The organism is Paenibacillus mobilis (genome assembly GCF_058267595.1).
The window spans coordinates 435138-453225 of the sequence record NZ_JBZCMS010000004.1 but is presented as its reverse complement, the minus strand read 5'-3'; the positions used below and the strand labels follow the sequence as shown (position 1 = coordinate 453225).

Sequence of the window (18088 nt, the reverse complement as noted above, 5' to 3'; positions counted from 1 at the left end):
CCCAAACCTTCCGAAAGCAGAACGCAAAAAAGACCTTCAAATCAAATCTGAAAGTCCCGGCGGCCAAAAGCAGCGAAGTGGAAGAAACATAAGATTGGCAGCCCGGCGGTCATAGTTGGGTCAATAACGTTAGATCCGTGGTTTTGCGTCCCAGCCTTTCGGACTGGTTTGCTGTTTACTTCATTATGATTCTAAGTATAAAGTTGTAATTCTCCGGAAAACCGAAGTTGCGGTATCCTTCGGAATTCCTATGAAGACTAGACTATCATTAATATCGGAAATTAAGGTAAAATTTTTCATAGTTTGCATTCAAAATTCAAATTTTTTCATAAAATTGACACTTTTTTAATTCATTAGGTCATAGGAATATTTCATATTAGGACTTTTTAAATATAACTGGATATCCGTTCCAATTTTGATTACAAAGCTTGAAGGGGGGTTCCTCTTCTTATAAAATAAATAAACAGGCCATCATTAGCAGATTGGGGATACCTCATTTGAAAACATTCAAGAAAGTTTATATCGAAATCACGAGCGTTTGTAATTTGGCGTGCAGCTTTTGCCCTCAGACCGCTCGAAAAGCCAACTTTATGAAACCCGAAATGTTCAACGACATTCTGGATCAGATTAAACCGCATACGAACCACATTTATCTTCACGTTAAAGGCGAACCGCTTCTCCATCCGAAAATCGACCTGCTGCTCGATTCGGCCCATGAGAAAGGTTTTAAAGTGAATATTACGACCAACGGCACTCTGCTGCATAAAGCCGCAGCCAAAATTTTGGGTAAACCCGCCCTGCGCCAAATGAACTTTTCGCTGCACAGCTTTGACGGCCATGAAGGCTCCGAAGACCGCGAAGGATACGTCGGTTCCATTTTGCGTTTTGCCCGCGATGCCGCCGAGCAAGGCGTGCTGATCTCCTTCCGGCTGTGGAATTTAACCGAGGATAACCTCACCAACGCCCAGCGCCAGCGCAACCGCCAGACCCTCTCCATGCTGGAGGAAGAGTTCGGCCTCGATTATAGAATCGAAGAAAAAGTCGAGCCGGGTAAAGGCGTCAAAATCGCCAAAAACATTTATCTGAACCAGGATTATGAATTCCAGTGGCCCAGCCTGAATGCGCCGGAGGACGACGGCAAAGGTTTTTGCCACGGGCTTCGGACCCAAGCCGGCGTGCTGGTGGACGGGACGGTCATTCCCTGCTGTCTGGACGGCGAAGGCGTCATTAATCTGGGCAACGTGCAAAGCAGCAGCTTCTCCGAAATCGTGGAAAGCGAACGGGCCAACAACTTGTTCTACGGTTTCTCGAGAAGGGAAGCCATCGAAGAGCTGTGCCGGAAATGCGGGTACCGCAAACGGTTTGGCACCGGCGCCTGATTGGACTTAAGAATGAAAGCCGGACCAAATTTATTACGGAAAAAATAGAATGTAACGGCTTCTTGCCGCCGTTCGGGCGTGCTGTCGCAGGTTTTGCGCAGCACGTCTTTTTGCTGCCGGGAGTCCGAGAGCCGTTTATACTCTGGCTGTTCGCTGTCCCCGGAGTGCCATATCGGCTTGGACACTTTGAATTGGGATTGTCCATGCTTCTTGGACACTGCCAACTTTGTAACCCCGGCCCCATATTGCGGGCCTGCGACAACACTGTTTCTGTAGACCCACACAAATTTTGTCCGGTATGATGAAGGTATGGATAATAAAACGAATGACAAAGCGGCCGGAGGTTTTGGTTTTGCGAAATACCTACGAGAACATCAAACAAGGGGAAAAAGGAGCCCTGCTCAGCATTGCGGTTTACCTTCTTCTTTCCGCCTTCAAACTAATGATCGGTTCCTACACCCATTCGGAAGCGCTTCTGGCGGACGGCCTTAACAACGCTACCGACATCGTCGCTTCCATTGCCGTATTTGCCGGATTAAAAATTTCCCGGAAGCCGCCGGACAGCGATCATCTTTACGGCCATTACCGGGCCGAAACCATCGCTTCCCTGATCGCTTCCTTTATCATGTTTGCCGTCGGCCTGCAGGTGCTTTATCAGGCCATCATGAAATTCCGCGCACCCGAAGCCGCATCGCCGGATATGACGGCAGCCTGGGTCGCTTTGCTTTGCGCCGTGATCATGTACGGCGTTTACCGCTACAATTCCGGGCTGGCCCGCCGGATCCGGAGCGGCGCTTTGAACGCGGCCGCCCAGGACAACCGTTCCGACGCCCTGGTCAGCATCGGCGCTTTTGCCGGCATTCTGGGCTCCCAATTCGGCATGCCGTGGCTCGATCCCCTCGCCGCCCTTGCCGTCGGGATAATCATCTGCAAAACGGCATGGGAAATTTTCCGGGAGGCCACCCATAATTTGACCGACGGCTTTGATGCCGGACAGCTGGAGGAGATCCGCAGCACCGTGCAGCGCACGCCGGGAGTTGCGGCGATCATTGATCTGAAAGCCCGGGTGAGCGGCAACAACACGCTGGTCGATGCCACTATCGGCGTAGATGAACGGATGAGCGTAGCGGACAGCCATGCCATTACAGAGGAAATTGAACGCCGGATTCTGGAAAGTTATGAAATCGAATACGTGCATATTCATATCGAACCTTACAAAAACGTTCGCGGCGAACGCGCGGCAGGACGGAGTTAACGCAGGCAATTCTATGAAATAACGGGTCAAGGCTTCATGCCGCGGCCCGCTTGTGTTATAATAACCGTTGCGCCGGTGCCCAAAGGAAAGATTGATTGTTATTGGACACGGCCTTACAACCGAAGACAAATCCATGTTTGAAGGACATGGGAGAGGTTCGAGAACTCCCTCTATAAAAAACTAATTAGTACCTGCGTTCCACGGAACCAGGGCTTGTTTTTTTGCGTAGACCTGAAGTTCATGAACCCTCTCTCTTCGATATTTGCAGACGGATCCGTTTTGCCCGCGGGCGTTTGACATGATCCTTGAAGGAGAGGTTTTTTATGCTTAAAGATGAAAAAGCGGTAGTCGTGTTCAGCGGCGGCCAAGACAGCACCACCTGCCTGTACTGGGCCGTTCAGCAGTTCCGTGAAGTGGAGACCGTTACTTTTATGTACGGACAACGGCACAGCCTCGAAATCGAATGCGCCAAATCCATTTCCAAGGAGCTTGGCATTAAAAATACGGTGCTTGACATGAGCCTGCTCGGCCAATTGACCGAAAACGCGCTGACCCGCAGCGATATCGACATTGCCCAGGAGGAAGGCAGCCTGCCCAACACGTTTGTGGACGGCCGGAACCACCTCTTCCTCAGCTTTGCAGCCGTGATGGCCAAACAGGTCGGAGCCAGACATCTGGTGACGGGCGTATGCGAAACCGACTTCAGCGGTTATCCGGACTGCCGGGACACGTTTGTCAAATCGCTGAACGTAACGCTGAATCTGGCCATGGATTATCAATTTGTCATTCATACGCCTCTGATGTGGCTGGATAAAGCGCAAACCTGGCAGCTGGCCGACGATTTGAACGCGTTTGAGTTCGTGCGCGAACGGACGCTGACCTGCTATAACGGCGTCATTGGCGACGGCTGCGGCGAATGCCCGGCCTGCAAGCTGCGCAAAGCCGGGCTGGACCGCTATCTGTCCGCACGCGCGGAAGGTGTCCGTTTATGAGCCAGATGAATCAGTCCAGGCGCACAGCCGGAGAATTCCGCATCGTAGAATCCCTGCAGCAGTTCGGCCGCGACATTACCAAAGAACAGCTGCGTTACCATAACCGAAGGGTGCTGGTGAGCAAGGAGTTTACCTTTGACGCCGCCCATCACCTCCATGCCTACGAGGGCAAATGCAAAAACCTGCACGGGCACACGTATATCGTTGTGTTCGGCATCAGCGGGCTGCCGGATGAAACCGGCATTACCGTTGATTTTGGCGTTATTAAGGACATCTGGAAAAATGAAATCGAAGGTTACCTGGATCACCGCTATTTGAACGAAACCCTGCCTCCAATGAATACGACGGCCGAAAACATGGTCGTCTGGCTCTACGAGCAAATGGAGCAGGCTTTGGAGAAAGCAAATAACGAAGGCCGCATGATCGAAGCGCGGACGGAATTTGTCCGCCTGTTCGAGACGCCTACAAGTTATGCGGAAATCAGACGGGAGTGGATGCAGGCATGAGCACGCTGGATAAGCAGGAAACGCAAGTAGTTGACGGCTTAACGCCGCAGATCCCGGCATCTGCCGCCACCATTCCCGTCCTGGAAATTTTCGGGCCTACCGTTCAGGGAGAAGGCATGGTCATCGGGCAAAAAACGATGTTCGTCCGCACGGCCGGCTGCGATTACCGCTGCAGCTGGTGCGATTCCGCTTTTACCTGGGACGGCAGCGCCAAAGACCAGATTCAGCGCCTCAGCGCGGAAGACATCTGGCAGCGTTTGTCCGAGCTTGGCGGAGACCGTTTCGCCCATGTCACCTTGTCCGGCGGCAACCCCGCCCTGCTGCCGCAGCTTGGCAGCCTGGTCGCTTTGCTGCAGGAGAAAGGCATCTCCACGGCGGTCGAAACCCAAGGCTCCCGCTGGCAGGAGTGGCTTGCCGACATCGACGAGGTCACCCTTTCGCCGAAGCCGCCGAGCTCCGGCATGGAGACCAATTTCGAAACGCTGGACGATATCGTAGCAAGACTCGCCCGGCGTCCGCGCCCTTTCGATTACAGCCTGAAAGTGGTCGTCTTTGACGATCAGGATCTGGACTATGCGATCCACGTTCATCAGCGGTATCCGCAGGCCCAGTTCTATGTGCAGGTCGGCAATCCGGACACGATCCGGATGGACGTGGAAAACCACGCCCTCTTCCTGCTCCAAAGATACGAGGAGCTGGTCGACAAGGTCATGGCCAGACCCGAGCTCAACCGGGTCCGGGTGCTGCCGCAGCTGCACGCCTTGATCTGGGGCAATAAACGGGGCGTATAAACGCAAATCAAATATGAAAGCAGGTTATCCTATGAGCGGAAGACAGCAAGACGAAATGCAGGACCTGACCCTACTCGGCAATCAGGGCACCAAATATCCCTTCAACTACGCACCCGAGGTGCTTGAAAGCTTTGACAACAAACACCCTTACCGGGATTATTTCGTCAAATTCAACTGCCCGGAATTTACGAGCCTTTGTCCGATTACGGGACAGCCGGATTTTGCGACCATCTACATCAGTTACATTCCCGACATCAAAATGGTCGAAAGCAAATCGCTGAAGCTGTATCTGTTCAGCTTCCGCAACCACGGCGATTTCCACGAGGATTGCGTCAATATCATCATGAACGATCTGATCAAGCTGATGGATCCCCGCTACATCGAGGTATGGGGCAAATTTACGCCAAGAGGCGGCATCTCCATCGACCCTTACTGCAACTACGGCAAGCCGGGCACCAAATATGAGCAGCTCGCCGAGCAGCGCCTTTTTAACCATGACTTATATCCGGAGAAAGTGGACAACCGGTAAAAATCTTAATAAAAGATCGCAAAGCGGAACAGGCTCACAGCCTGCTCCGCTTTTTTTGCGGGTTTCTTCCTCCTGCTCACCGGTGTAAAGTTAAGGGGGAAGCCGGAAACCGGTATTCGGTTATCCGCTGTTTAATACTTGTCATGAAAGGAGCTTGCCTAATGAAACCTCATATCTACGTTGCCTGCCGGATCCCTTCCGAAACGGAGAGTTACCTTGCCAAACATGTTCATTACCGGAAGTGGGACGGTCAGGGAGCCGTTCCGCATGACGTTCTCCTGAAAGAGGTAGCCGAAGCCGACGGACTGCTGACCTCCGGCAACAAAATCGGTCCCGAGCTGCTAAGCCATGCTCCCAAATTGAAAGCCGTCAGCACGATGAGCGTCGGCTACAATCATTTTGATCTGGAGGCCATGAAGGAACGGGGCATTATCGGGACGCATACGCCTAGCGTGCTGGACGATACCGTAGCCGATCTGATTCTGGCGCTGATGCTGGCCACCGCCCGTCGCGTAGCCGAGCTGGATGCCTATGTCAAGCAGGGGCAATGGAAAAAAGGCGACGGTGAAGAGCTGTTCGGGCTGGACGTACATCATAAAACGCTGGGTATTATCGGCATGGGTCGAATTGGCGAGGCCGTGGCCCAAAGAGCCCATTTCGGCTTCGGCATGGAGATCCAATATTACAACCGCCACCGCAAGCCGGACGCGGAGCAGAAATTTGGAGCCAAATATGCGGAGATGGACGATTTGCTTCGCCATTCCGATTTTGTCGTGCTGATGACACCCCTGACGCCGCAAACCCGCCATATGTTTGGCAGGGAAGAATTGGCAAGGATGAAACCTACGGCCATTTTTATCAATGCCTCGCGCGGACCGGTCGTCGATGAGGAAGCCTTGACCGAAGCCCTTCAGCAGGGAACAATTTTCGGCGCCGGACTCGACGTCTTTGAACGGGAGCCGGTGCAGCCCGATCATCCGCTGCTCGCGCTCCGGAACGTTGTCACGCTGCCTCATATCGGATCCGCGACCACCCAAACGCGAAACGATATGGCCCGGCTGGCCGCCGAAAATCTGGTGTCGGCGCTTCTTGGCCCAGAACCGCAAAACGTCGTGCCTGAATTGAAGGGCTGAGCTTTGGGTCCCTTCAGGCTGAAGGCTTTAAAACCGCCCGCAGCAAAGGCCGGGCTCTTCAAAAGAGCCTGGCCTTTTTATCTTCAAAAGTTCACAAGGGCGAGATCGAATCAGCCCAAGGTTTATTCAAAGCCGGTCCTGTATTTTTTTTCGCTGGAGGAATGATGTTTGGTCTCCTCTTTGTTCCGCTCCTCCTTTACCTCTTCGTTCAGGTCCTCTACAGGAATCGGATCCACATTGCGTTCGCTTTCAAACTTGTCAAACAAACTTTCGGCATCGGTTTCATATTGTTCAGGCTGGTCCATGCCGGATGCGCCTGCTTTGAAGTCTTTCTCATTCTCCGCCACCTGGGTTTACCTCCTTTGGTTTGCTGCGATCAAGCCGTCATAAGCTTTTTCTTCTGCAGCCCTTGTTCCTTTTATACCTCCATCCCCCGCCGTTTAAACCTGCTGCATGCAACCCGCTGAGTTTAAAAGGTACCGGCGTTTTTCAGGTAAATGTATATCAATTCTGATATAATGGTTCCCATAATCCAAGAAATTAAAAAGGAGAGAACGCCTGAAATGATACAGAAACTGGCTCAGGGCATTTTTGATCTGAATCTTGAACATAACGGCATGCCGATCCATCCGGTTTTGATCTGGAACGAACAAGACGGGGGTACGCTCATTGACACCGGCATGGTCGGCACGCTGGACATCCTCCGGGAAGCCGTCCTGGAGACAGGGGCCGAGTGGAACCGCATCCGCCGTGTCATCCTGACGCACCAGGACATCGACCATATCGGCAATTTGCCTGCGATAATCGCCAGCCTTCCGGAGAAACCCGAAATTTGGGCCCATGCGGATGACAGCGACGTTATCGAGGGACGGGCTCCTATGCTCAAAATGAACGCCGACCGGATTGCCTCCATACCGGAGCCGATGCGTGCTTTAATCAAAAAATTTTTGGATGACCTTAAGGCCGTCAAGGTTACCCGTTTTCTGAAGGACCAGGAAATTTTGCCCGTAGTTCCCGGAGGGCTGCAAGTCATCCATACCCCAGGGCATACGCCGGGCCACTTAAGCTTCTATTTCCCTGAGGAAAAGCTGCTGCTGGCCGCCGATGAACTGCTTGTGGCTGAAGGGAAGCTGACGGGACCCAATGTAGCTTTTACGCCGGATCTGCCGCTGGCCCTTCAATCCCTGTCCAAACTGGTTCCGCTTGCTATTCGGCAGGTGCTTTGTTACCATGGAGGCATTTATGATCAACAACCGGAGGAAGCGATCAAACAACTGGCGCAAACCTCCAAGTAAAGGGGAAACGTACAATGAACGAAAAATGGCCTCAGCTGGACCGGGAAATGTCCCAGGCGGGTGTAGATACCCTGCTTATTACCGATCCCAAACACGTCTATTATTTAACCGGATTTGCCAGCAATCCGCATGAACGGTTTCTTGGCGCGGTTTACAAGCGCGGCGAGCAGCCCTTCCTGGTAGTGCCGGCGCTCGATGAAGCAGCCGCTCGCGCCGCTAGCGATATCGGCACGATCGTAACCCATACCGATACCGACAATCCTTATGCTTTACTGAAGGAAGCCTTGAAAGGAAATACGGGCGTAATCGGACTGGAGAAAAATAATCTGTCCGTCACCCGTTACGAAGCCCTCCAGGCGGAACTGCAGTTCAAGGACGCCCGAAATATCGGAGATTGGCTTCAGAACATGCGCGTTATCAAAACAGCCGAAGAGGTACATAAACTCCAGCATGCCGTAAATCTGATTGAAGAAGTGCTAAAGCAGGGCTTGTCCAAATTCCGGATCGGAATGACGGAAAACGAGCTGGTAGCGGAAATCGAATATCAAATGCGGCTGGCGGGAGCAGACGGCCCTTCCTTTGATACGATGGTGCTGTCGGGCGAGAAAACCGCCCTGCCGCACGGCGTTCCGGGAACGCGCCGGATTCAGGCCGGCGATCTGCTGATGTTTGATATGGGGGTTTATGCGAACGGCTACGCTTCGGATATTACCCGGACCTTTGCTGTCGGCAGCTTGTCCGAAGAGCTGACCCGCATGTACAACACCGTGCTGGCCGCCAACGAAGCCGCTATCGCCGCAACTAAACCGGGCGTCACCTTCGGCAGCATCGATAAAGCCGCGCGCGACGTGATTACGGAAGCGGGTTACGGCCCTTATTTCCTGCATCGCCTCGGCCACGGCCTGGGCATCGATGTTCATGAATATCCGTCCGTCCACGGCGACAATACGGATCTGCTGCAAAGCGGCAATGTTTTTACGGTTGAACCGGGCATTTACCTGCCGGGCAAAGGCGGCGTACGGATCGAAGACGACGTTCTGGTTACCGAACAGGGCGTATCCGTGTTGACCTCTTACCCTAAGGAATTGACCGTTATCGGTTAAAACCGTTTTTTTTCGCAAGAAAGCAGGCAGTCCCGGTGAAGGGGCTGCCTGCTTTATCAACCTGCATTAAACCTTATTGCACAGAAACGTCCGCTTTTTCTTCCTCCTTGTGAAAACTTCGAGCTATATACATAAAAGGAGTTCCGGCGGCGGTCAAAATAAACTTGATGACATAAGTCGTCAGCAGAATTTCAAACCAGATCGAAAAATCATAATTCCAGAAAGCAATCGTGCAAAAAATCAGCGTATCCACAAAAGAACTGATCATCGTACTTCCGTTATTCCGGATCCACAGCTGATGAGGCTTCGGAAAAAACGGCGGATCCAGGCATAAAGCCTGACATCCAGCAGCTGACTGACAAAATAAGCGGTCAGGCTGCCTGCAGCCAGCTGCGGCAGCAGTCCAAAAACCGTCTCAAGCGACTGCTGCACCGGTTCCGCTTCCGGAATCGGTTTGAATATAAGCGCCATTTGCATCAGAAGCGTAGTCACAAGCAAGGTAAAAAAGCCGAACCAGACAGCTTTTCTGGCTTCTGCCCGTCCATATTTTTCGTTCAGCAGGTCGCTGGTCATATAGACGCTCACATACATCGTATTGCCCAGCGTCAGGGCAACGCCGAAGATTTCGATCGTTTTGGTGACCTGGATATTCGCAAAAACGGTAGGAATGCAGCCTCCTGAAAAAATAGGTTATGCGGTCCTGAATAGGCCTAAAAGCTTATTATATAACATGGATTGTAAAGATTTTCACTACTTTTCGCTAATAATTCAGAAAAAGGCAAAAAGTTTATGATTTTTTCATTCCATAATGGATTTTTTTACTATAAAATAGACGAAAGCTGCTCCGAATTTTCATTTTCTGCGGGAAATGACCTAGGACTAACAGCGCATTCTTAGAGAAGGAGAGAATCCCATGTTTTCAATGAACTCTATTTCCCGTAAACTAATGGTCACGTTTACGCTGATCATCGTCCTTTCATCGCTTCTCTTCAGCTTAAGTTTTTATTATGTCTCCATGAAGATCATCGATGACAATGTGCTGCCCCAGTTCGACAAGGTGCTTTTGACCAGCGCCCAGGACACCTACAAAAATCTTAACAGTTCACAAGCCATGCAGGTAAAAAGCGGCAGCGATAATTCGATCTACACGCTTCAGTCCTATTTCGACAAGGAGATCAAGTCCCTTAATCTTGAAACGGCCTATTTGGCTCAGGTAAAGGACAACCAGGCTGTAGTGCTTGTTGCGGACAGCGGCTCAGAAATGAAGGCCAAAGAGCAAATTGAAGCCCAGCCGGCCATGAAGCAGGCGACCTCCAAAGAGGGTGTCCAGCTCAGCGATTTGTACAGTGACAAATTCGGTACCCACAAAACAGCTTATGTAGGCTTGCCCGGCTCGGACCTTGTCGTTGCCGTAGGCATTGACGCCGGATTCGTCACCGAGAAACGCTCTCAGATCGCCTGGATCTGTATCGGATTATCGGTTGCCGTTATTGTCGTCTGCTTTGTTGCAGCCTACTTGATCAGCCGAAGCATTTCCAAACGTCTTCGCCAGCTGTCGAGCGTAACTCAAAAGATGGCCGAAGGCGATTTCCGCGAGGAAATTACGGTGAAAGGCAAAGACGAAATCGGGCAGCTGGCCGTCAGCTTCAAGACCATGACCGGCGCTTTGAAAGACATGATCGCAAGCGTCATCACCACCTCGGAGCAGGTAGCCAAGGACAGTACGGACATGGCGCAGCGAATCGATAACATAAAATCGATGCTTAGCAAATCCGGGGAATCCAGCAAAGAAATTCGCAGCGGCAGCGAAATGATCTCCCTGGCGGCAGCGGAAAATGCCCGTGCCATGGAAGAAATTTCGCAAGGCGTTCAATACATAGCCTCCTCTTCTGCTGAAGTTTCCGAACGGATGAGCCAAGCCTCCGCAGAAGCCGATACCGGCAACAAGCTGGCCCAGGAAGCGGTCGGCCAGATGAATCTGATCGAAACGGCCGCCGCCCAGTCGCTAAGCCATATGAAGCAAATGAACTCCCGTTCGGAAGCCATTACCGAAATCGCTAATACGATTAACGAAATTACGAAACAGATTCAAATTTTGGCGCTGAACGCAGCCATCGAAGCTTCCCGGGCCGGGGAACACGGCCGAGGTTTCGCTGTCGTGGCGAGCGAAGTGCGCAGCCTTGCCGAGCAATCCAGCACGGCCGTGAAGGAAATCGGGGAGTCTCTGGACCAAATTCGTCTGGATACCGGCAATTCGGTATTGGCCATGAACCAGGTCAACAATCAAATCCAATCCGGGGCAGGCAAAGTCCGTGACGCTGGCAAAGCGTTCCAGACGCTGGACGAATGGATCCAAAACATCAACATCACGATGCAAAGCATCTCTTCTTCCACGCAGCAAATTTCGGCCGGTACGGAGGAAGTCACCGCTTCGGTAGAGGAAAGTGCCTCCATTTCCGCGACCAGCTTGGATAACATCAAGCAAATCAGCGCGGCTGCGCAGTCCCAGCAGGAAGAAATGGCCTCCTTCTTTGAAAAAGTCAATCATCTCAGTGTACAAGCGGATAAGCTTAGAGAAGCCATTAAACAGTTTAAAATATAACTTCGCGTCACTTGCCAGTGTTCAATTAAAGCTGGCAGGCAAAAATAAAACGCCGGTGGATAACCACCGGCGTTTTATTTTATTGAATCACCGTTTCCTTTATCCTTCCCGCAATCGCCGGCTTTCGGGTCTGAGCAGAAACTGCGGGAGATCGTGGTCAGGATGGGCAACCCGGACCAGGTCCACTTCAAAAACATCCCGCAGCAGCGAAGGGGACAGCACCTCCGGCATAGGTCCGGAAGCCGCTGTGCTCCCTTCTTTAATCACAAGCAGGTGATCGCAATATAAAGCAGCCAAATTGATATCATGCACCGCAGCCATAACGGTCAGCCCGGATTCCTTCCTCCACTCCGAGATCAGCTCCATGAATTGAATCTGGTAATGGATGTCGAGAAAGGTGGTAGGCTCATCCAGCAAAACAAGCTCGGGCTGCTGGGCCATCACCTTGCCAAGCGCCGCCCTTTGCCGCTGCCCGCCGCTAAGCTCGTTCACCTGCCGGTCAGCCAGCTCTACCAGATCCAGCTTGCGCATGATCGTCTCCAGCAAGCTTTCCGGCTGGCCCGAACGGTCGCGGCCCAGCCAGTCCAAATAGGGGAATCTGCCCATTTCGATCACATCCCTGACGGAAAAAGAAACGGGCGGCAGTCCATCCTGCTGCAGCACCGCAAGCTTCCGGGACAGCTCCCTGCGGCCGTATCCGTCAACCGGCTTGCCGTCCAGCAGAATTTGCCCGCTGTCCGGTTTCTCGGCGCCGGAAATCAATTGGAGCAGCGTAGATTTCCCACTGCCGTTAGGACCGATAATCCCCCAAAAATCCCCCCGGCGGACATGCAGATGCATTCCGCGGAGCACCGGCCTGCCGCCGAAAGATTTAGTGACGCCTTCCAGACGAATCATAACCTTCTCCCTTCCCTCTGCTTCTTGTTCCGATACAGCAAATAAGCAAAGAAAGGGGCGCCTACAAAAGCCGTCACGACCCCTAACGGAATTTCGGTGGGCGCAAGCAGCGTCCTTGCAGCCAAGTCGCTCCACATCATAAAGATCCCCCCGCCCAGGACTGAAAGCGGCATAAGCAGACGATGATCGGAGCCAAGCATTAAACGCAGCATATGAGGCACGACCAGTCCGACAAATCCGATTACGCCTGAAACGGATACGGCCGCCGCGGTCATCAGCGTCGCCACAACCAAAACGGCCAGCTTGGTCCGTTCAACCTCGAGCCCCGTATGCGCGGCTTGTTTTTCTCCAAGTGCCAGCAGATTTAGCCGCCTGGACCAGCTCCACAGCAGGATAACCCCTGCCAGCAAATAAGGAAATAAAATCGCGGTGTAGGACCAGCCGCGCAGGCTTAACCCGCCCATCGTCCAGAATAGGATTTCATTAACCGTGCTTTTGGACATCGTGGTCAGGAAAGAAACGATAGCCCCCAGGAAGGACTGCATAATAATGCCGGACAAAATGAGGCTTTCCGTAGGGATTTTCCCGCGCTCCCCAGCAAGCTTTAAAACGACGGCCAGCGTAGCGATCCCGCACAGAAACGCTGCGGCAGGCAGCGTAAAAATACCCGCCACCGAATACTGCCAGCCGAAAAAAATCAGCACGGCCGCCCCAACGGAAGCGCCGGACGAAACGCCGAGCGTAAACGGGTCCGCCAGCGGATTCCGCAGCACCCCTTGAAAAGCCGCGCCGGCGGCGGACAGCGAGGAGCCGACCAGCAGGCCCAAAATGACCCGGGGCAAGCGGACCTCCAGGACGATTTTTTCGGACGAAAGATCCCAATCCGGCATGATGACGTGCTGTACAAAGGGCAGCTTATGCAGCAAAATAAGGGCGATTTCGCCGATCGGAATATAAACGGAGCCGATTCCGACGCAAACCAGCAGCGTCAAGATCAGCAGGATAAAACCGACAGCGAAAGCGGCTGTCAGTTTGGTTTTCATTGGAACAGATCCGGGTAAATCGCTTTGGCGACGTCCAGCAAACCTTCCGTAAGGCGGGGGCCTGTGCGGCTCAGCAGATTATCGTCCAGCCCGACGATACGGCCTTCTTTAACCGCCGTAATTTGATCCCAGCCGGCACGCGCTTTAATGATTTGATCCAGGGTCCGGTTTTTCTCGTCTACCGCGCTGTTGGCGTAGAGAATAACGTCAGGATTGGATTTGATAATATTTTCCTCGTTGATTTCGTTCCAGCCGGTCGTATCGCCCGCCACGTTCACTCCGCCGGACAACGTGATCAGTTCGTCCATAAATTCGCCTTTTCCGACCGTCCAGCCCGGGGAAAATTCGATATAGACTTTTTTCTTCTGATCCTCGCTGATCGTTTTAACCTTATCGGCAACCTGGGACAGCTCGGCATTCATCTTGCTGGTAACCTGCAAAGCTTCTTTCTGGTGATCGGTGATTTGGCCGTATTGCGTGACGTCTTGAATAACGGCTTCTACCGTTTTGGGATTAAACTGAAAAACCTTGATGCCCAGGTCCCGCAGGCCTTTAATCGTATCCGCGCTTGTAATCCCGGCCGCAAACACAACATCCGGCTTCGCGGCGACAATCGCTTCGGTATTCAGCTCGTAGCCGCCCATTTTCGGCTTGGATTTCGCGGCTTCCGGATAATCGTCGTTATCCGTAACTCCCACGATCTCGTCATTCAGCCCGAGCGCAAACAGGGTTTCCGTTTCGGATGGCGCAATGGAAATGATCCGCTGAGGCGCCGCCTCAAACGTGACCTCCGTGCCGGTGGCATCCGTAAGCGTAAGCGGATAAGCGGTTTTTGAGGCGTCCTCTGCGGAAGCCGAGGTTTCCGCCTGCGTGGAAGGCTCCTGACTTTGTACGGCGGCGTTGCCGCTCGGCTGCGCTCCTGCGCTGCCGTTATTTGCGTTGCCGCAGCCCGCCAATACGACGAGCATAAGAGCGATGAGCCATAGGCTCCATGTTTTTTTAGCCAACTTGTTCATAATACCCTCTCCTCTTGAATTTCTGATAACTGAGCACGAACCGAAAAAAAACCCTTCCATTCCGGAAGGGCACGTCCGCATAAAAGCACAGCAGGAGCCGAATTTATCAAATGGCGATGAACCTGCCAGCGATTCTATCCGGTCAGCTTTATTTTCAGGCAGAACGTTATCCTCTCCTCGAAGGACCGTTACGGCTTTTGCAGGCAGGTATCTGGCTTCCGGCAGGTTTTCCTTTACAGGCAAACAAGATCGGCCGGTTACAGTGGCGGGACCGCGCCGGAGTTGCACCGGCTTCCCTTTTCATCCGAAGTGCATGGACTGCCAAGGCTTCGGAACCTGTAAAAGGTAGGTATGCTTGTTTCGTTCGAATCTCTTATTGGATTATAGGGGAAAGAGAGGTTTCTTACAACCGAATCCGGGCAAAAATCGCCATTTTCCACCAGAGACGGACAGTTTGTTTGGTTTGTGCTTCGGCCGGGCGGCACGGCTTTTTCAGGCCAAAAGGAGTTTATAGCCGGACTATTGCCCGGGCAATGAGCTTTTCCTACAATCTTCCTTTGGTTTCCGGCTTATTTGGTTTACAATAGAAGGACGAGCTTTATCCATTTTTGTCGCACTGGAGGACATGAAAAAGATGTTGTTCATTGATAATGAGGGCATTACCGATGCCTCTATTAACTTGGCCATTGAGGAATATGCGCTGAGACACCTGCCTGCAGACGAAACCTATCTGCTGTTCTACATTAATGCCCCGTCGATCATCATCGGCAAACATCAAAATACCATTGAGGAAATCAATGCCGAATACGTCAAAGAAAACGGGATTCAAGTCGTGCGCCGTTTATCGGGCGGCGGTGCCGTCTACCATGACCTCGGGAACCTCAATTTCAGCTTTATTACCAAGGATGACGGCGAGTCCTTCCACAACTTCCGCAAATTTACCCAGCCGGTGGTTGAAGCGCTGCGGAACTTCGGCGTCAATGCCGAGTTGACGGGACGGAATGACCTGCAGGTCGGCGATCAGAAGATTTCCGGCAACGCCCAATTTTCCACCCGCGGACGCATGTTCAGCCATGGCACCCTGATGTTTAACCTGAATCTGGACCACGTTGCGGCATCCCTTCATGCCAATCCGGAGAAATTCAAATCCAAAAGCACCAAGTCGGTGCGCAGCCGCGTAGCCAACATCATTGATTTTATGGATAAAAAAATTACGATCGAAGAGTTCCGCAGCGAGCTGCTCCGGTACATCTTCGGCATGGATCCGGATGCGGTGCCTCAATATGTCCTGAAGGAAGAAGACTGGGCCAAAATCCATGAAATCTCCGAAGAACGCTACAGAAATTGGGATTGGAACTACGGATTGTCTCCGGAGTCCAACGTCAAACACAGCCGGAAGTTTCCGGTCGGCATCGTTGACCTGCGGATGGACATTAAAGAAGGCCATATTCAGGAAATCAAAATTTACGGCGACTTCTTTGGCGTAGGCGACGTAGCGGATATCGAAAACCTGCTGCGTGGTGTAAAATACGAAGAGGCTGCCGTACGCGCCGCTCTGGAAGGAACCGACTTGAAACACTATTTCGGCAACCTGGAGCTGGACGATTTTGTAGGACTGGTTTTCCTGGAAGAATAGAATGACCGGCTGCCGCACAAGCGGCCCGCCGAGCCATATACGCAATAAACCCAATAAATCCATAGAAAAGTCCGTAGGTGCGGGTCAAACCCGCTGCGCTTAACGGGCCCATAAAGGAGAGAAACCGATGTATAAACTGATGGCCATTGATATCGACGACACTTTGATTAATGACGATAAGGAAGTCACCCCTGCTACGCAGGAAGCGCTTGAGCAAGCCGTAGCCAAAGGGGTTGTGGTGACGCTGGCCACCGGCCGGGCTTATGCCTCCGCGCAAGCCATTGCCCGCCAAACCGGTTTAAACGTGCCTATCATAACGTATCAAGGGGCCCTGGTTAAAAATCTGCTCGATGAAAAAGTACTTTATGAACGGTATGTACCGTACGAAGCAGGGAAAAAACTTTACGATTTCTGCATCGAAAACAATCTGCATCTGCAAACCTACATTGACGACAAGCTTTATGCCCGCGAGGAAAATCAAAAGCTGATCGATTACGCAACTTTGAACGGTACCAAATATCACATCGAACCTGATTTTGAAAAATTGCTGTCCAAGCAGACGCCAAAATTCCTGATTATCGATTCGCCGGAATACCTGGATGAAATTTCGCCGGTCCTGCGCGAGCTGCTTGGCGACGGCGTTCACATCACTAAATCCAAACCGCATTTCCTTGAAATCATGCACAAGGAAGGCACCAAAGGCGCGGCTCTGACGTTCCTGGCCGGCCACTTCGGCTGTGATCTGTCCGAAACGATTGCCTGCGGGGACTCCTGGAACGACCACGAAATGCTAGAAGCCGCCGGTCTTGGCGTAGCGATGGGCAATGCGATTGCCCCGCTGAAGGAAATCGCCGATTATGTGACGGCTTCGAACAACGAAGACGGGATTAAGCAGGTCATCGACAAATTTATTTTGAACGCGGAATAAGAAACCAGCTAGAATAGCGAATGGCAGAACCCCCTCCTAAATCGGACTTCGGTCCGTACAGGAGGGGGTTCTTTTTGGCAGAGGGAACATGCCTTGAGTTCTTGAAGTATTCTTTAGCAGGATTGTCCAATGCTGCATTTTATCCCCTTGTCAAGCTGACCGTGTAGCCCGTCACGGCAACCGCAACTTGCTCAGGCAGCCCATAATCCTTCCGGACGTCCACGTCATGCGACATATGGGTAAATATCGTCCGCCCCGGCTTAACCTCAGCAAGGAGCCCCAGCGCCTCCGTCATATCATAAACGGAACGCCCAGCGTATTCCGCTTCCTCCTTATAGAAGCTTGTACCCAGCACCAGCAAATCAAGGCCGTAGAGAGGCTGCTTCTGATCCTCGGGCAGCCCGATCGAATCCGAGCAGTAAACCCAGGTAATCCCCGGCTTGGAGAGCTTGTAAGCGTAGGAATAGCCGTTTTTCCCGTGGTTGACCTTCCAGCCTTTGATTTCCCAGCCGGCCAGCGACAATCCCTGATCGATCGGATGCAATTCCAAATGGCGGTCCAGCCAAGGATACTGCCGCAAAATGATGTCGATAACTTCCTGCGGCGCATACAGCTGCCCTTTGATCTCCAGCCAGCGGCAAGCGTCGGCCCACTCTGGCAGCCCGCCGATATGGTCAAAATGGGCATGCGTAATGACGATATCGCGAATAAACCTTTTTCCGGCCATCTCCATCTGAGTCCTCCAATCCGGACCGCAATCGATCATAAACTCCCCGCCCGGCCCTTCAACGGTAACGGATGAGCGAAACCGCCGGTTCACTCCGGTTAATCTGGCTTCTTCGCATACTTGGCAATCGCAGTATACCCGGGGTACTCCCATTGCGTCCCCTGTCCCGGTAAACACTAACCGGTCTACATTCTGATCCCTCATATTGGAGATTCCCCTTTCTATGACCTAAGCTCATGCCGCCGGACAACCTGCC

At 52.4% G+C, this 18088-nt stretch carries 17 protein-coding genes, 1 pseudogene and 3 riboswitches; of the genes and pseudogenes, 12 read left to right on the top strand and 6 right to left on the bottom strand.

Going from position 1 to position 18088, the window contains the following annotated elements:
- Positions 1–93: 93 nt before the first annotated feature.
- A riboswitch (cyclic di-GMP riboswitch) is annotated at positions 94–183 on the bottom strand.
- A gap of 314 nt (positions 184–497) precedes the next feature.
- From AC3ZPD_RS10745 to AC3ZPD_RS10715, 7 genes are all read left to right on the top strand, one after another.
- Entirely contained in the window at positions 498–1379 is an 882-nt protein-coding gene (locus AC3ZPD_RS10745; protein ID WP_490984269.1) for a radical SAM/SPASM domain-containing protein, read from the top strand.
- 352 nt (positions 1380–1731) lie between these two features.
- Positions 1732–2634: a cation diffusion facilitator family transporter gene (locus tag AC3ZPD_RS10740; protein WP_490984268.1), complete on the top strand. Its 903-nt coding sequence runs from the start codon at positions 1732–1734 to the stop codon at positions 2632–2634.
- Positions 2635–2780: 146 nt separating this feature from the next.
- Positions 2781–2824: riboswitch (PreQ1 riboswitch) on the top strand.
- Between the two features lie 133 nt (positions 2825–2957).
- Positions 2958–3626: a 7-cyano-7-deazaguanine synthase QueC gene (queC, locus tag AC3ZPD_RS10735; protein ID WP_490984267.1), complete on the top strand. Its 669-nt coding sequence runs from the start codon at positions 2958–2960 to the stop codon at positions 3624–3626.
- Complete coding sequence (gene queD / locus AC3ZPD_RS10730) at positions 3623–4132, top strand: 6-carboxytetrahydropterin synthase QueD (protein ID WP_490984266.1); 510 nt, start codon at positions 3623–3625, stop codon at positions 4130–4132. Before queC ends, queD begins: the two co-directional genes overlap by 4 nt.
- Positions 4129–4923: a 7-carboxy-7-deazaguanine synthase QueE gene (gene queE / locus AC3ZPD_RS10725; protein WP_490984265.1), complete on the top strand. Its 795-nt coding sequence runs from the start codon at positions 4129–4131 to the stop codon at positions 4921–4923. Before queD ends, queE begins: the two co-directional genes overlap by 4 nt.
- A gap of 31 nt (positions 4924–4954) precedes the next feature.
- Positions 4955–5452, top strand: a complete 498-nt coding sequence (gene queF, locus AC3ZPD_RS10720; protein ID WP_490984264.1) for a preQ(1) synthase — start codon at positions 4955–4957, stop codon at positions 5450–5452.
- Between the two features lie 161 nt (positions 5453–5613).
- Positions 5614–6585, top strand: a complete 972-nt coding sequence (locus AC3ZPD_RS10715) for a 2-hydroxyacid dehydrogenase (RefSeq protein ID WP_490984263.1) — start codon at positions 5614–5616, stop codon at positions 6583–6585.
- A gap of 122 nt (positions 6586–6707) precedes the next feature.
- Here AC3ZPD_RS10715 and AC3ZPD_RS10710 read toward each other — a convergent pair whose 3' ends face one another.
- Complete coding sequence (locus tag AC3ZPD_RS10710) at positions 6708–6932, bottom strand: YczO family protein (protein WP_490984262.1); 225 nt, start codon at positions 6930–6932, stop codon at positions 6708–6710.
- Positions 6933–7148: 216 nt separating this feature from the next.
- Here AC3ZPD_RS10710 and AC3ZPD_RS10705 point away from each other — a divergent pair, with 216 nt between their 5' ends.
- Together AC3ZPD_RS10705 and AC3ZPD_RS10700 are read left to right on the top strand one after the other, a co-directional pair.
- Positions 7149–7880 (top strand): MBL fold metallo-hydrolase, encoded by a 732-nt coding sequence (locus AC3ZPD_RS10705; protein WP_490984261.1) that lies wholly within the window; start codon positions 7149–7151, stop codon positions 7878–7880.
- 14 nt (positions 7881–7894) lie between these two features.
- Positions 7895–8983, top strand: coding sequence for a M24 family metallopeptidase (locus AC3ZPD_RS10700; RefSeq protein ID WP_490984260.1), 1089 nt, complete (start codon positions 7895–7897; stop codon positions 8981–8983).
- Between the two features lie 73 nt (positions 8984–9056).
- On the opposite strand, the pseudogene AC3ZPD_RS10695 reads toward AC3ZPD_RS10700, so the two are convergent.
- Positions 9057–9652, bottom strand: a pseudogene (locus tag AC3ZPD_RS10695) (queuosine precursor transporter); the annotation flags it as partial.
- 244 nt (positions 9653–9896) lie between these two features.
- Between AC3ZPD_RS10695 and AC3ZPD_RS10690 the strand changes: the two are divergent.
- On the top strand, positions 9897–11585 hold the full coding sequence (locus tag AC3ZPD_RS10690; protein ID WP_490984259.1) for a methyl-accepting chemotaxis protein: 1689 nt from the start codon (positions 9897–9899) through the stop codon (positions 11583–11585).
- Positions 11586–11684: 99 nt separating this feature from the next.
- Here the strand turns inward: AC3ZPD_RS10690 and AC3ZPD_RS10685 are convergent, their stop codons facing one another.
- From AC3ZPD_RS10685 to AC3ZPD_RS10675, 3 genes are read right to left on the bottom strand one after another with little or no spacing between them, the layout of a single operon-like run.
- A complete protein-coding gene (locus AC3ZPD_RS10685) occupies positions 11685–12482 on the bottom strand; it encodes an ABC transporter ATP-binding protein (RefSeq protein WP_490984258.1) in 798 nt (265 codons plus the stop codon).
- Positions 12479–13525 (bottom strand): FecCD family ABC transporter permease, encoded by a 1047-nt coding sequence (locus AC3ZPD_RS10680; RefSeq protein WP_490984257.1) that lies wholly within the window; start codon positions 13523–13525, stop codon positions 12479–12481. The genes AC3ZPD_RS10685 and AC3ZPD_RS10680 overlap by 4 nt, the downstream gene beginning before the upstream one ends.
- The gene (locus tag AC3ZPD_RS10675; protein ID WP_490984256.1) at positions 13522–14541 is read right to left on the bottom strand and encodes an ABC transporter substrate-binding protein; all 1020 of its coding nucleotides are present in this window, start codon (positions 14539–14541) and stop codon (positions 13522–13524) included. Before AC3ZPD_RS10675 ends, AC3ZPD_RS10680 begins: the two co-directional genes overlap by 4 nt.
- 185 nt (positions 14542–14726) lie before the next feature.
- Positions 14727–14896: riboswitch (cobalamin riboswitch) on the bottom strand.
- Positions 14897–15175: 279 nt separating this feature from the next.
- Between AC3ZPD_RS10675 and lplA the strand changes: the two genes are divergently transcribed.
- Both lplA and AC3ZPD_RS10665 read left to right on the top strand, forming a co-directional pair.
- Positions 15176–16177 carry a lipoate--protein ligase gene (gene lplA / locus AC3ZPD_RS10670; protein ID WP_490984255.1) on the top strand — a complete coding sequence of 334 codons (1002 nt, stop codon included), beginning with the start codon at positions 15176–15178 and terminating at the stop codon, positions 16175–16177.
- 127 nt (positions 16178–16304) lie between these two features.
- A complete protein-coding gene (locus AC3ZPD_RS10665; protein ID WP_490984254.1) occupies positions 16305–17105 on the top strand; it encodes a Cof-type HAD-IIB family hydrolase in 801 nt (266 codons plus the stop codon).
- A 139-nt stretch (positions 17106–17244) separates the two neighbouring features.
- Here the strand turns inward: AC3ZPD_RS10665 and AC3ZPD_RS10660 are convergent, their stop codons facing one another.
- Positions 17245–18036: an MBL fold metallo-hydrolase gene (locus AC3ZPD_RS10660; protein ID WP_490984253.1), complete on the bottom strand. Its 792-nt coding sequence runs from the start codon at positions 18034–18036 to the stop codon at positions 17245–17247.
- Positions 18037–18088: the final 52 nt, after the last annotated feature.

Bases quoted from the DNA above. Each gene is read 5' to 3' on its own strand.
- queC (WP_490984267.1), top strand. From the start codon at position 2,958: ATGCTTAAAGATGAAAAAGCGGTAGTCGTGTTCAGCGGCGGCCAAGAC.
- queD (WP_490984266.1), top strand. From the start codon at position 3,623: ATGAGCCAGATGAATCAGTCCAGGCGCACAGCCGGAGAATTCCGCATC.
- queE (WP_490984265.1), top strand. From the start codon at position 4,129: ATGAGCACGCTGGATAAGCAGGAAACGCAAGTAGTTGACGGCTTAACG.
- queF (WP_490984264.1), top strand. From the start codon at position 4,955: ATGAGCGGAAGACAGCAAGACGAAATGCAGGACCTGACCCTACTCGGC.
- AC3ZPD_RS10715 (WP_490984263.1), top strand. From the start codon at position 5,614: ATGAAACCTCATATCTACGTTGCCTGCCGGATCCCTTCCGAAACGGAG.
- AC3ZPD_RS10705 (WP_490984261.1), top strand. From the start codon at position 7,149: ATGATACAGAAACTGGCTCAGGGCATTTTTGATCTGAATCTTGAACAT.
- AC3ZPD_RS10700 (WP_490984260.1), top strand. From the start codon at position 7,895: ATGAACGAAAAATGGCCTCAGCTGGACCGGGAAATGTCCCAGGCGGGT.
- AC3ZPD_RS10690 (WP_490984259.1), top strand. From the start codon at position 9,897: ATGTTTTCAATGAACTCTATTTCCCGTAAACTAATGGTCACGTTTACG.
- AC3ZPD_RS10685 (WP_490984258.1), bottom strand. From the start codon at position 12,482: ATGATTCGTCTGGAAGGCGTCACTAAATCTTTCGGCGGCAGGCCGGTG.
- AC3ZPD_RS10680 (WP_490984257.1), bottom strand. From the start codon at position 13,525: ATGAAAACCAAACTGACAGCCGCTTTCGCTGTCGGTTTTATCCTGCTG.
- AC3ZPD_RS10675 (WP_490984256.1), bottom strand. From the start codon at position 14,541: ATGAACAAGTTGGCTAAAAAAACATGGAGCCTATGGCTCATCGCTCTT.
- lplA (WP_490984255.1), top strand. From the start codon at position 15,176: ATGTTGTTCATTGATAATGAGGGCATTACCGATGCCTCTATTAACTTG.
- AC3ZPD_RS10665 (WP_490984254.1), top strand. From the start codon at position 16,305: ATGTATAAACTGATGGCCATTGATATCGACGACACTTTGATTAATGAC.
- AC3ZPD_RS10660 (WP_490984253.1), bottom strand. From the start codon at position 18,036: ATGAGGGATCAGAATGTAGACCGGTTAGTGTTTACCGGGACAGGGGAC.